The organism is Delftia sp. K82 (assembly GCF_002193035.1).
Taxonomy (GTDB): domain Bacteria; phylum Pseudomonadota; class Gammaproteobacteria; order Burkholderiales; family Burkholderiaceae_C; genus Comamonas; species Comamonas acidovorans.
Genome location: NZ_MYFL01000003.1, coordinates 794,997 through 808,189 on the forward strand (window position 1 = coordinate 794,997; position 13,193 = coordinate 808,189).

At 69.5% G+C, this 13,193-nt stretch carries 11 protein-coding genes; 5 read left to right on the forward strand and 6 right to left on the reverse strand.

The annotated features are described in order from the left end of the window. Positions 1-21 precede the first annotated feature (21 nt). Genes KDK82_RS20490 through KDK82_RS20515 form a run of 6 tightly spaced genes read right to left on the reverse strand, consistent with a single transcriptional unit; the run spans position 22 to position 8,235 of the window. Positions 22-1,275, reverse strand: a complete 1,254-nt coding sequence (locus KDK82_RS20490) for an alkyl sulfatase dimerization domain-containing protein (protein WP_088166055.1) — start codon at positions 1,273-1,275, stop codon at positions 22-24. Continuing rightward, positions 1,272-2,597, reverse strand: coding sequence for a DUF1254 domain-containing protein (locus tag KDK82_RS20495; RefSeq protein ID WP_088166056.1), 1,326 nt, complete (start codon positions 2,595-2,597; stop codon positions 1,272-1,274). Before KDK82_RS20495 ends, KDK82_RS20490 begins: the two co-directional genes overlap by 4 nt. 8 nt (positions 2,598-2,605) lie before the next feature. After that, a complete protein-coding gene (locus KDK82_RS20500; RefSeq protein WP_088166057.1) occupies positions 2,606-3,991 on the reverse strand; it encodes a DUF1254 domain-containing protein in 1,386 nt (461 codons plus the stop codon). A 24-nt stretch (positions 3,992-4,015) separates the two neighbouring features. After that, positions 4,016-5,038: a tripartite tricarboxylate transporter substrate binding protein gene (locus KDK82_RS20505; protein ID WP_088166058.1), complete on the reverse strand. Its 1,023-nt coding sequence runs from the start codon at positions 5,036-5,038 to the stop codon at positions 4,016-4,018. Then, positions 5,035-7,161 (reverse strand): acetate--CoA ligase family protein, encoded by a 2,127-nt coding sequence (locus tag KDK82_RS20510; protein ID WP_088166059.1) that lies wholly within the window; start codon positions 7,159-7,161, stop codon positions 5,035-5,037. Before KDK82_RS20510 ends, KDK82_RS20505 begins: the two co-directional genes overlap by 4 nt. A 9-nt stretch (positions 7,162-7,170) precedes the next feature. After that, entirely contained in the window at positions 7,171-8,235 is a 1,065-nt protein-coding gene (locus tag KDK82_RS20515) for a porin (RefSeq protein ID WP_071954377.1), read from the reverse strand. Between the two features lie 153 nt (positions 8,236-8,388). On the opposite strand from KDK82_RS20515, the gene KDK82_RS20520 reads away from it, so the two are divergent. From KDK82_RS20520 to KDK82_RS20540, 5 genes are read left to right on the forward strand one after another with little or no spacing between them, the layout of a single operon-like run. After that, positions 8,389-9,126 (forward strand): Crp/Fnr family transcriptional regulator, encoded by a 738-nt coding sequence (locus KDK82_RS20520; RefSeq protein WP_047326171.1) that lies wholly within the window; start codon positions 8,389-8,391, stop codon positions 9,124-9,126. A gap of 6 nt (positions 9,127-9,132) precedes the next feature. Further along, positions 9,133-10,179: a dihydroorotase gene (gene pyrC, locus KDK82_RS20525; protein WP_088166060.1), complete on the forward strand. Its 1,047-nt coding sequence runs from the start codon at positions 9,133-9,135 to the stop codon at positions 10,177-10,179. 9 nt (positions 10,180-10,188) lie between these two features. Beyond that, a complete protein-coding gene (locus tag KDK82_RS20530; protein ID WP_088166061.1) occupies positions 10,189-11,361 on the forward strand; it encodes an NYN domain-containing protein in 1,173 nt (390 codons plus the stop codon). Positions 11,362-11,393: 32 nt separating this feature from the next. Further along, positions 11,394-12,305, forward strand: coding sequence for an NYN domain-containing protein (locus tag KDK82_RS20535; protein ID WP_088166062.1), 912 nt, complete (start codon positions 11,394-11,396; stop codon positions 12,303-12,305). Next, positions 12,302-13,111 (forward strand): DUF3025 domain-containing protein, encoded by an 810-nt coding sequence (locus KDK82_RS20540; RefSeq protein ID WP_088166063.1) that lies wholly within the window; start codon positions 12,302-12,304, stop codon positions 13,109-13,111. The genes KDK82_RS20535 and KDK82_RS20540 overlap by 4 nt, the downstream gene beginning before the upstream one ends. The last annotated feature ends 82 nt before the right edge of the window (positions 13,112-13,193 follow it).

A 13,193-nucleotide genomic window follows, 5' to 3' on the forward strand; every position in this document is an offset into this window, starting at 1 on the left:
CCTTGCCTGTGCGCGGCCCCGTCAGCGTAGCCCCAGGCGCGCCTGCGTGCCCTGTTCGATCATGTCGGCCCCCACGCGGTAGAGGTTGCGCGAGACATAGCTGTCCACCTCGCGCGCACGCTCGCGCAGCCAGCCGGCCTTGAGGCTGCGGGCCTGGCCGATCTCGGGCGCGTCGCCCGCCGCGGTGGCCAGCACGTCGATCACATGCAGGGCCAGCTGCCACTGGCCCGCGTCGGCCAGCGCCTGGGCGCTGGCCACCAGGCCGGGCTTGTCGGTGATGGCGTCGGCAATGGCGGCGCCTGCGGCTTCGGGCGGGGCCGGGTGCAGCGTGGTCGGGTTGCGGTCCCACCAGCCGTTTTCCGAACGGTAGATGTCGCGCACGATGTAGCTGGGGTCGCCATAGGTGGGCTTCATCCACTCCACGCCGAACAGTTCCTGCGGATAGTCCATGGCCGCGAGCACCTGCTGCTCGTTCAGGCCCTCGTTCATCAGGCGCACGACTTCGGCGCGCAGCCAGCGCAGCGCCTGTGCGGTGTGCAGCAGCACCTGCTGCACGGCCTGCTCGCCCTCGATCACGGGACCGAACTCGCGCACGGCCTTGAGCGGGCGCAGCGCGGCCATGGCCTGCAGCGTGTCGGCCCAGCGCACGGTGTCGCGCAGCGTGCGAAACGGCGTGCCGATGTTGGGGATGGAGTCCAGCAGCGCCGCGCCGCCGTACAGCACGCGCTGGCCGGGGCTCCACAGCGCGATGGCGTCGTCGGTCTCGGACGGCGCCCAGAACAGCTCGATGCGGCTGTCCCCGCTGCCTATCTCCAGCCGCGTGTCGAAGGTTTCGGTGGGCTCGTGCATGTCCAGCCGGTGCTCGAAAAAGCCCGCGCTGCGGTTGAACTGGATCTCGGCCATGCGGTGCTGCAGCGCCCGGGTCTCGCGGTAGCGAGTCTGGCGGCGCGGCAGGTTGCGGTGCGCGATGAGGCGCGGCACTGGCTCTCCGCGCGCGGCCGCATGCTCCAGCCAGGCGGGCACGCCCGCGTTGTAGCCGATGTGGCCGTGGCTGTAGCACAGCGCATGCACGGGCGCGTCGCTGAGCTGGCGCAGGCTGGCGATCATGTCCTGGCTGACCTTGCCGCCGGGGCCGGCGTCGATCACCACCAGGCCCGCGCCGGTCTCGGCCACGAAGGACTGGCCCTGGCCGCGCAATATGTGCAGGCCCGGCGCCACGGTTTCGCTGCCGGTGCCCACCAGCAAAAAGGGCTTGTCGTCGTCTCTGGCGTTCATGGGGTCTCCTGTTCTGGTTCGATGGGGGGCAGGGCGTAGCGGCCGTCCAGCAGTTCGGGACTGGGCATGTAGGCGCGCAGGCACAGGTAAAAGCCTTCGCGCGGCGCGGGCAGCCAGTTGGCGCGGTGGTTTTCGCTGGCCGGCGGCGCGTGGCTGATGTGGATAGTCAACCCGCCATCGCCATCAGCGTCGGGGCGCAGGCCCGGCGTGCGGTCGCCGATGGCATAGCGGTCGATGGGGTTGTCCACCAGCATGCAGTCGTGGGCGCCGTAGAGGGTCAGGGACCAGAAGGCCTGCACGGGCGGCAGCGCGCCTGGGGCAAAGCGCAGCCGGTAGCGGCGGCTGCCGTGCAGGGGCCGGCTCTGGGCGTCATGCCAGGCCAGCGGGTAGATGGCCTCGCGGCTTTCCAGCATGCCGATGTACTTGAGCGCAATTTCGGCGCGGGCCTGGAAGTCGTCGCCAAAACTGCCTTCGACCAGGGCGGGGAGTTCCCAGCCCGAGTCCAGGCGCCGGCCCGTGCTGGCTGCGCGCAGCCGGGGCAGCACGCTGTCCAGGGCGCGCTGCAGTGCGGCTTGCTGTTCCGCGTCGGGTGCGCCCAGCCCGGCACCCAGGCCCACGGCCGCAAAGCGCGCGACCCGTGCGGCATGCCCTGCTGGCGGCGGGTTGTCGCGTAAGGCGGCATTCACCTGGGCTGCATAGTGCTCGGCATTTGGCGGGGCCTGGGGATCGCAGTCCGGGTCGAAGGCGCGGGCCTGCGAGGGAGTGCCCGCCTGCCAGTCGGCCAGCGGGCGCACCGCAAAGCCGTCCTGCAGCGCGTGCACGGCGGGCAGGTCGTGCTCGCCATCGACCAGGATGCGGCCTATCACCCACAGCCAGGGCGTGGGCGCGGCAATGTGTGCGCCGGGCGCATCGAACGGTGGCGGCAGCGCCCCCTGCCAGCCGGGCGGCGTGACCAGGAAGGAGCGCGCTGCCGTGCCCGTCAGGCGCTGGCCCAGGTGGGCGAAGGGGTTGGTGAAGAAGTCCAGCAGGCCCAGGACGTAGTAGCGGCCCGCCGTGTCGGGCACGTCGATCACCAGCGGCCCGGCGCCCAGGTCCAGCCAGGCGTTGGTGTAGAGCGTGTCGTTGTTGGGCGTGACCACGCGGCTGGTGCCGGCGCGCAGCAGCTGGCGCGCATGCACGAACTGGTTGCACCAGCGCAGCGGTGCGGGCGCGGCCTCGCCCGCCGCATTGCGCCGGGGCGAGGTGGCCGCGCGCATGCGGCGCATCTCGTACAGCGGGCAGGTGTGGATGACGGCCTCTTCGGCCAGGGTGCTCAGGTCCATGGCGTGTCTCATGCGGCCACGGGCTGCAGGGGCGGAACAGGCCATTGGTGCGCGCCTGCCTGCGGGTGGTACATGCGCAGGATTAGGTAGAAGCGCCCGTGCGGCGTGGGCAGCCAGTTGGCGGCGCCCTGTGTTGGTCGGGCATGGCCCAGGTCGATCTGCAGGCTGCCGTCGGCCTCGCGCAGCAATCCCGGCGTGCGGTCCCCTATGGAGTGGCGGCCGATCTCGTTGCCGTAGAGAAAGCGGTCGGCGTCGTACAGGGTGACCGACCAGAATGCGTCGGCCGGTGGCATGTCGGCGGCATTGAAGCGCAGCACATAGCGCTGGCTGCCGTCCAGCGGCTGCAGGCCTGCGTCGTGGTGGGCGGCCGCGTAGATGGCCTCGCTGGTGGCCAGCGCGCCCAGGCCCAAGTAGGCGGTGCGTGCGCGGCCCAGGTACTCGCTGCCGTAGCGGCCGGTGGACGGCGTCATGGTCCAGGGCCGGGGACGGCGGTTGCGCCCCATGGCGGCCACGGTGCGCACGCCGTCGGCAAAGCCCTCGGTCAGGCCTTCGCGCACGGGCTCCTCCAGCTGCTCCCACGCCATGTGGGCGCTTGCCACCAGGCCGGCCTGGCCGAACCAGGCCAGCAGCCCCTGGTCCTCCTTGCGGCCAGGTGCCTCGGCCAGCGCATGGCAGAGGTTGGCAAAAAATCGCGGCGCAACCTCGGCCGCAGGCTCCTGGCTCTCGAAGGCGGCCGCCATGGCGTCCACGGGCGGGCCGACCCAGTTCGCGACGGCGGCCGGGCGGCCTCCTTTCGGCGTGCCTGGCGCGGGCTCCAGCCGGATGTCGGCCTGCAGTGCGCGGGCCGCAGGCCAGTCGGGCGCATCGCCCACCACGGTGCGGCCGATGAGCCAGACCAGGTTGCTGGGGCAGTGCACCAGACGGTGGCCGGCCAGGTGTTCCGGCACCTGGCCGCCCGGCCCGACCAGGACCACGGTCTCGCCTTCGGGCGCGCAGTTGCGCGGGCCCAGGTTCTCGAAATTCTCGGTATAGGCGTCGTACAGGGCCAGCACGAAATAGCGGCCCGGATGTGCGGCGCTGGAGGGCACGGTCAGCAGGCGCGGGCCGTCGGCCAGGTGGATCCAGGCCAGCGAGTACAGCAGGTCGTTGGCGGGCGTGACCACGTCGCGGTCCTCATGGGTGGAGGGGCGCTGGCTGTGGTGCAGCGTGTCGAAGTCGCCGCGCATGTCCAGGCCCAGGCCGGTAGCGCGCGCGGCGCCGGCATCGGTCTGCAGGCGGCAGGTGCGGTAGGTCTCTATCAGCGGATAGCCGTAGACAAAGGCGGCCAGGCCGATGGAGCGCGCCAGGGCGCGGCGGACTTCGGGCAGGGAGGGAGGGGTCGGGTTCATGTCCATTGTTTTATTCAGGGGATGAGAGGTTCAGTCGAGGGTCACGCCCGTGGAGCGCGCCAGGTCCAGCGCCACGGGCAAGAAGGCGGCGTAGGCGGCGCTGGCCTCGGCCGGGCTGTTGCCCTGGGCCTCCAGGCCCAGCGCCTCGACACGCTGGCGCACCTGGGGCTCGCGCATCACGGCGGCGACCTCGCGGCCCAGGCGTTCGACGATGGCGTCGGGCGTGCGCGCGGGCGCCATCAGCGAGATCGATCCCGTGATGGCATACACGGGCTCGCGGTAGCCCTGCTCGGCAAAGGTGGGCACATCGGGCAGGGCCTTGCTGCGGCGCGGTCCTGCCACGGCCAGGGCGCGCAGCTTGCCGGCGTCGATGAAGGGCTTGAGCGTGGCGGCCGAGCCCAGCGTCATCTGGATCACGCCGCTGATCAGGTCGATGGACATGGGCCCCTCGCCCTTGTAGGCCACGTGCAGCGACTGCAGGCCGTAGGCCTTGTCCATGAAGACCTGGACCTGGTGCGGTTGCGTGCCCGCCCCCCAGGAACCCATGGCGTACTTGCCCGGCGACTGGCGCACGGCCTCGACCAGGCCCTTGAAGTCCCTGGCCGGCACGGCCGGGTTGACGGCCATCACCATGGAGGGCGAGACCACGTCCGAGACCATGCGCAGCTCGGTGCGCGGGTCGTAGGGCAGCTTCTTGTAGAGCACCAGGTTGGCCGTGATGGGCCCGGGCACGGTCAGCAGCAGGGTGTGGCCGTCGGGCACGCTCTTGGCCACATGCTCGGTGCCGATGATGCCGCCCGCGCCGCTGCGGTTGTCCACCACCACGGGCTGACCCAGGCGCTTGGCCAGGCCCTCGGCCAGGATGCGCGCCACGGTGTCGGTGGAGCCGCCGGCCTGGTATTGCACGACGATGCGAACGGGACGAGAGGGATAGCCGTCCTGGGCCAGCGCGGCGCTGCAGGCCAGGGCAAGGCAGGTCAGTGCGGCGGTGCGCAGCAGGGGTGTGTTCATGGAGGCCTCCGGGCGGGCGATGGGGTGGGTGTCGGCTTTCATGCAGCCTCCCTGCCGATGACCAGCGCATCGACGGCCACGCAGCCGCCGTCCTCGCGCGGGCGGGCGATCAGGGGATTGATCTCGGCGCTTTCCAGCGTGGCGCCTGCGCGCTGCGCAAAGCCGGCCAGGGCGTACAGCGTGTCGGCAATGCTGTCCAGGTCCACGCGGGGGCGGCCGCGCGCGCCGTCCAGCACGGCAAAGGCCCGCAGCTTGCGCACCATGGCCAGCGCGTCGTCGCGCGTGATGGGCAGCAGGCGCAGCGAGACATCGCGCAGGATCTCGGCATGGATGCCGCCCAGCCCGAACATCAGCACCGGGCCGAATACCGGGTCGCGGTGCACGCCGGCGATGCACTCCACTCCGCCCTGCACCATGGGGGCGGCCAGCGCGCCGTCGATGCGCGCATCGGGCCGAGCCTGGCGCGCATTGGCCAGGATGCGGTCGAAGGCGGCCTGGGCGCCGGCCGCATCCGCCAGGTTCAGTGCCACGCCGCCCACGTCGGACTTGTGGGCGATGGCATCGCTGCAGACCTTGAGCGCAATGCGTCCGCCCATCTCCTGCACGGCCTGCACGGCCTGCGCTGCCTCGGTTGCCGTGCGCACCAGCCGGTGCGGCACCACGGGCACGCCGGCCTCGGCCAGCAGGGCCATGCTGCGCTGCTCCGACAGCGTGCCCGCCGGCAGGTACAGCGCGCTGCCTGCATCGGCCATCGCGGGCAGCGCCTGCGGTGTTTCATGCAGGCGGGCCAGCGCGCCAATGCAGCGTATGGCCGCGCCCGGGTCGGCGAACACCAGGCAGCCCAGCGCCTCCAGCGCATCGCGGCGCTCGGGCGGGCACAGCGTGCTGACGGCCAGCAGGGTATCGGGATGGTGGGCGCGCAGCGTCTGCACCAGGCTTTGCAGCACGGGCCAGAAGGCGTCGGACAGGCCTCCTGCCGCGAAGAAGCCCAGCCAGCTGTCGAACTGCCGGTCGGCCAGCATCAGGCGGGCGCTGCGCTCCAGCAGCGTCATGTCGTTGGTGACCTGACCCGTGATGTCCACGGGGTTGCGCGGCGCGGCAAACGGCACCCATTCGCGCAGCTGGCGCTGGGCCGCATCGGACAGCGGTGCCACGTCCAGGCCGGCTGCGCTGGCATCGTCGGCCATCATGGCGCCCACGCCGCCCGAGACCGTGAACAGTCCGATGGACCGCCCCTTGGGCGCCCGCGCGATGGAGGCACTGGCCGCCAGCGCGAAGAAGTCCGTGATGGAATGCGCGCGCAGCACGCCGTAGCGGCGGAACACCGCGTCATAGACGGCATCATTGCCCGCCAGCGAGGCCGTGTGTGATGCGGCGGCGGCCGCGCCCAGGGCGCTGGTGCCCACCTTGCACATGACCACGGGCTTGCCGCGCTCCTGCGCCAGGGCCAGGGCCGCGCGCAGCCGGGGGCCGTCGCGGCAGCCCTCCATGTAGGCCATGATCACGTCGGTCTCGGGGTCCTGGGCCAGCCAGGCCAGGCCGTCGGCCAGTTGCACATCGGCCTCGTTGCCCGTGGTGGCCCACAGCGACAGGCCCAGCCCGCGCTCGCGCGCCAGGCTGTAGGCATAGGCACCGAAGGCGCCAGACTGGCTGACCATGCCGATGCGCCCGGGCCGCACCAGCCCGCCGCCCGGCGCGGGCGAGAACGTGGCGTAGACCTGGTGGCCGGGGCGCATGAAGCCCAGGCAGTTCGGGCCGATGAGGCGTATGCCCGCCTCCTGCGCGCGCCGCGCCAGTGCCTGCTGGGCGGCCGTGCCGTCGGAGCCGGTCTCGGCATAGCCCGAGGAAAACAGCACCATGGACTGCACGCGCGCGGCGGCCGCATCCTCCAGCACGCCGGCCACCTGCGATTGCGGCACGGCGACGATGGCCAGGTCCACCGGCGCGCCGATGGCGGCCAGCCGCTCGTGCGCGGGCAGGCCCTGCACGTGGCTGGCGCGCGGGTTCACCGCATACAGCGCGCCGCCGTAGCCGAAGCGCAGCAGGTAGTCCAGCGGAATGCCGCCGATCTTGCTGGCCTGGTCCGAGGCGCCGACCACGGCGATGGAGCGCGGCGCGAACAGCGCGTCGAGCCGGGAAGTGTCGAAGCAATGGCTGTCGGTCATGTGTGTCCCTCAGAAGTTGTGGCGCACACCCAGCGCCAGGGACCGCACGCCGTCGCCGCTGTTGGCGGCCACCGGCACGTTGGCAATGGCGGCCGAGGCATTGGCCGCGTTGCCCAGCTGCAGCCAGCGCGCGTAGAGCACGGTGCGCTTGCTCAGCGCGTAGTCGTAGCCCAGCGTCCAGGTGTTCTGGGCGCGGTCCGTACCACCCACCTCGCGCCGCGCCACCGAGACCAGCAGCTTGGAGCGCGCATCCACGCTCCAATCGGCGCCCAGCTGGGCCAGCTTCGCCTTGGGTGTGCCTGCACGGTCCACGCGGTTGATGACGTAGTTGCCCGTCAGGCGCAGGCCGTCCAGGGCTTCCCAGCTGGCCGACAGTGCCTGGTACTGGCTGGTGGCGGGCGCGGCCACGGGTGCGGCGGCGCTGCCTTCCACGGACTTCTGGAAGCTGTATGCCAGGAACCAGGGCTTCTGGTTCCAGCCCAGCGTGGCGCCGTAGAGGCGGCCGTTGCTGCTGTTCGGTGAAGCCACTTCGCCAAAGGAATAGGCCAGGTCCGCCAGCCAGGGCTGGCCTGCCGGCGTGCGGTAGCGCACCAGGTTGTTGGCCCGCGCCGCAAACGGCCGCAGGCCGGCCTGGGCATCGGTGGCCGACACCAGGTTCAGCGAGGAAAACAGCGCGTTCATGCCCAGCGGATCGGCGCGGAACAGCGCGCCGAACATGGGCGTGTACATGCGGCCCATCTCCACGGCGCCCCAGCCGCTGTTCAGTCCCACCCAGGCCTGCCGCGTGAAGGCCAGGCCCGGGCCGGGAATGGTGCCCAGGCCCGTGTCCGGCGCCACGCCGGCCTCCAGCATGAACTGGGCGCGCAGGCCGCCGCCCAGGTCCTCGCTGCCGCGAAAGCCGATGCGTGATGCCGCGCTGCCCCCGTCCTCCAGCCGGCTCAGGCGCGTGGCGCCCGATCTTGCGCTGTTGATGTGGACGTCGACGATGCCGAACATCTCCACGCTGCTCTGGGCCCACGCGGACGTGCCCAGGGCCGCCATGCCGCCGGCGGCCAGCCAATGCTTGTGCTTCACGAACTTGTCTCCTTGGTAGCGCCCCGGATGCTTTGCCCGGTGGCTTGCTTGCTACTATCCCGAGCGACAGGGGATGCACTCTGTCAAGCCATTGACAAATGGCGGTACATGGGCACCGGACTAACCCGGGGCCTTCGACATCGTGAGAGAACCATGCGCTCCAAGCCTGCTCCCGTGGCCGACCCTTCGGCGCTGATCCGCCGCGCCCTGGGCCTGTGCCGCATGCTGCGCAACTGGCCGCCCGAGGTGCTGGATGAGCTGACGGCGCTGTCCCGCCTGGGCCGCTACGAGCGCCACCAGCAGGTGCGCGCCGCCGACCCCAAGCGGCGCGAGGTGCTGGTGGTGGCTTCGGGCTGCGTGGAAGTGGGCGGCGTGGACGCCACGGGCTCGCGCTTCGTGCTGTCCATGCACAGCGCGGGCGACATCGTCGGCCTGGCGCGGCTGCTGGAGCACACGCAATTCGTCTACGACTACCACGCGCACCAGCCCACGGTGTTGGTGGAGATTCCCGGCGAGTCCTTCCTGGCCCTGCTCGATGCCCATCCGCCGCTGTGGAAAGACATCTGCCTGCTGGTGCTGGCACGCATGCACGAGCTGATCGTCGTCCAGCAGCGCCACGCCTTCAGCAACATCGACAACCGCGTGGCCGAACTGCTGGCGCGGCTGGCCCCCACGCATGGCCAGCCCGCGCCCGACGGGCAGGGCGTGGTGCTGCGCATCTCGCAGAGCGACCTGGCCGCCATGCTGTCGGTCTCGCGCCAGACCATCAACAAGGAGCTGCGCCTGCTGGAGCAGCGCGGCCTGCTGCAGGCCGCCTATGGCCGGCTGACGCTGGTCGATCTTGCCGGCCTGGGGCGCGCGGCCGCAGCCGGCCCGGCAATGGGACAATAGCGCACCATGACCGCCTCCACCGACACCCTCACGATCACCCGTCCCGATGACTGGCACCTGCACGTGCGCGATGGCGAAGCCATGCGCAGCGTGGTGCCCCATACGGCCGCGCAGTTTGCGCGCGCCATCATCATGCCCAACCTCAAGCCGCCGGTGACCACCGCCGAGCAGGCGCTGGAGTACAAGCAGCGCATCCTCTCGGCCGTGCCCGAAGGCATGGCCTTCGAGCCGCTGATGACGCTGTACCTCACCGACAACCTGCCGCCCGAGGAAATCGTGCGCGCCAAGGCGGCCGGCGTCGTGGCCTGCAAGCTCTACCCGGCTGGCGCTACCACCAACAGCGACCACGGCGTCACCGACCTGCGCAAGATCTACCCCACGCTGCAAGCCATGCAGCGCGAAGGCCTGCTGCTGCTGGTGCACGGCGAAGTCACCAGCAGCGACATCGACCTGTTCGACCGCGAGGCCGCCTTCATCGACCAGCACCTGATCCCGCTGCGCCGCGACTTCCCCGAACTCAAGATCGTCTTCGAACACATCACCACGCGCGAAGCCGCCCAGTACGTGACCGAGGCCGACCGCTTCGTGGGCGCCACCATTACGCCCCAGCATCTGCTGTTCAACCGCAACGCCATCTTCACGGGCGGCATCCGTCCCCACTACTACTGCCTGCCCGTGCTCAAGCGCGAGACGCACCGCCTGGCCCTGGTGGAGGCAGCCACCAGCGGCCTGCCCAAGTTCTTCCTGGGCACGGACAGCGCGCCGCACGCGGCCCATCTCAAGGAACACGCCACGGGCTGCGCCGGCTGCTACAGCGCCCATGCCGCCATCGAGATGTATGCCGAGGCCTTCGACAATGCCGGCGCGCTGGACAAGCTAGAAGCCTTCGCCAGCTTCAACGGCCCGGACTTCTACAGCCTGCCGCGCAACACCGGCAAGGTCACCCTGGTGCGCGAAAGCTGGACGCCGCCGGACAGCTTCGCCTTCGGCGAGGCGCAACTGAAGCCGCTGCGCTCGGGCGAAGCCTTGCCCTGGAAGCTGGTGGCCGCATAAACTGGCTTGATGCAGCCAACCGCACCCGCAGCCATCCTCATTGATGCAGACAATCTGCAAGATGAGGTGTGGTTGGAGGCGGTGCGCGAACAGGTCAAGCATCGCTGCGGTCGCCTACCCGTCATTCGAGTCTATGGCAGTACGGCGAAGCTCCAGTCCAGAGTGGACCTGTGGGCACGCCTGGGGGCCGAGATGGCGCCCACCTTGCCGCTGGACAAGAACACTACCGATGCCAGCCTGATGGTTGACGCGGTAGAGCTTTGCTGCCGCGATGGCGTGCGTTTTTTTGCTATTGCGTCCGGCGATGCGGATTTCGCCCCCCTGGCTGTACGGCTGCGTGCCAGAGGCTGCGAAGTTTGGTGTTTTGCGGTGACTCAGACACTTTTTAACGGGGCGCAGCTTTACTACGACAAAGTGGTCCGCTTCGAGAGGCCGCCTGTGTTGGCGCCTGTTTCAGTCACCCCTGAAAGGGTGCCGGCCCTCGCGGAGTGCATAGCACCATATAAATTACTGGCACTTTCGTCGGCGCAGGCCGCTACGTCGCTGCCAATACCGAAGCTTGCGGTGCCCCGGCTACCTTCGTCGGGCAAGTCCCAACCTGTCGAGCCATCGCGCCCGGCTTTGGTTTCTTCCGTACTGAAGGCGTGCCCGGCATTGCGAGGCGGTCAACCTCTTTCCCTGTCCCTGGCCATCCCCTTGCTGCGTCGGGAAGGACTGATCGGGCAATCCGAGAAGCCGAAATCATGGGCTGCGAAACTTGCACCCCATTTTCAATTGATGCCAGCCTCTCAGCCCAATGCGATTCGGTATGTCGCGAGGCCTATCGGTGTGAAGGCAGGCGTTGCTGTCCATAAAAAGCAGGCAGCAGCGCCCGTGCGTGATGTTGATGGGCCCAGGCAACCACGTGTAGCAGCCACACCTTTGCGACAGGAGTTGCATGTGTTGCGATCGGCTCTGTGGGCGTGCGCTTACCTGAAGGTTTCGACTGCAGACGTACTTTTCCATGTCCCTGAGCTGCTGGATGGAAAACAACGTTTTTCGTTGTCCAGTGTGGCGAGTCGTTTGCGCATGAAGGGCATGCTGGCGCCACCCCATTCGGCCCTCAAGATCTTGGATAGATTTCCCGCCAGCTTTGAAGTGGATCTTGCAACGACTCCCCAAAGCGTTCGCTACATTGGCTGAGTCAGGATGTTTTCTCTTCACAGCGCATCTCCATGAACGACAAACAACCGCGCATCGCCCTGCTGATCGACGCCGACAACGCGCCGGCCGAGATGATCGACGAGATCCTGACCGAGCTGTCGACCTTCGGCGTCATCGACATCCGCCGCGCCTACGGCAACTGGACCAAGCATTCGCTCAGCGGCTGGCAGCGCAAGCTGCTCGATTTCGCACTGCGGCCCATGCAGCAGTTCGACTACTCCAAGCACAAGAACGCCACCGACATGGCGATGACCGTGGACGCCATGGAGCTGCTCTACACCGAGCGGCCAGACGCCTTCGGCATCGTCTCTTCCGACGCCGACTTCACCCCGCTGGTCATGCACCTGCGCTCCAAGGGCGCGGCCGTCTACGGCTTCGGCATGGCGCAGACGCCCCAGCCCTTCGTCAATGCCTGCTCGCGCTTCCTGTACCTGGAGGCGCTGGGCGAGGCGGCGCCAGCCAATGGCAATGGCCAGGACGCCGCGCATGAGGCGGGCCAGGCGGCGGTGCCGCCCGTGGCTGCAGCCGCAGTGGCTACCGCTCCCCAGCCGCCGAACGGCGCTGGAAAGGAGCGTGCGCCGGCCCAGGCCGAGAACGAACCCTCGGCAGAACCCCAAGCCCAGCCCCAGCGTCCCTGTCTGCGCGTTCCCAGCCAGGAACTGCGCCAGGACAAGCGGCTGCTGGCCATGCTGCGCAGCGCCGTCAACGCCACGCAGGACGAAAGCGGCTGGGCCCATGTGGGCGCCGTGGGCGCGCAGATCGGCAACAAGGCCTCGTTCGATGCGCGCAACTACGGCTACGCCACGCTCACCAAGCTGCTGGCGGCCACGCAGGCGTTCGAGATGCGCGACGAGGGCACCTCGCGCGTGGCCGTGCGCGACAAGCGCCTGGCCAAGGCTCAGTCCAGGCCGTCCGGCAATTGACGTTTCCCATCGACTGGAATGCGCCCTGGCTGCAGGGGCTGCAAACGGAGGGCAGGGCGGCCTGCCTGCAGGTGGAGCAGGGCCGGCCGGTCTGGCAGGCCTTGCAGTCACTGGCCGACGCACAGGCGCTGCCCTTGCGCTTTGTGCCCCAGCACGATCTGCCCGAAGGCAAGGCCTACGAGCAATTCATCTTCGAGACGCGCTGCATTCCCACGCGCGACAACCTGCATGACTTCTTCAACGGCCTGATCTGGTTGCGCTGGCCCGCGCTCAAGCAGCGCTGCAACGCCCTGCAGGCCCGTGCCATTGCCCAGGCGGGCGTGGGCGCGCAGCGCGGGCCGCTGCGCGATGCCGTCACCGTGCTGGACGAGAACGGCGCCCTGCTGCTGGCGCCGGCCGCGCTGTGCGAGGCGCTGAGGCACCGGCGCTGGCACCAGCTCTTCGTGGAGCGGCGCGCGCTGTGGCGCCAGGCCAGGCTGCTGCCCATAGGCCATGCGCTGCTGGAAAAGCTGGTGCAGCCGCGCAAGCCCATCACGGCCCATGTGCTGTGCGTGCACACGGATGGTGCAGGCGCCACGGCAGGCCCCGCCACGGCGGACATCGACACCTGGCTGGCCGGCAGCATCTGGCTTGAGGCCGACACCCTGGCGTGCAAGCCTTTTGCACCCTTGCCCGTGCTGGGCGTGCCCGGCTGGTGCCACGAGAACGAGAACTTTTCCTTCTATGATGACTCTCTCGTGTTCCGGGCGCCCCGTTCCGCACAAGCATCACAACAAGGAATGGCAACGGCGCAGGACCCGGCTTGAAAACAGCCGGTGGGGCCCTCACTTTTCAACGCTGTAGGGCCCAGATCCTTCCCCCTTTCCCCACTTTGTGGAGAACCCACTG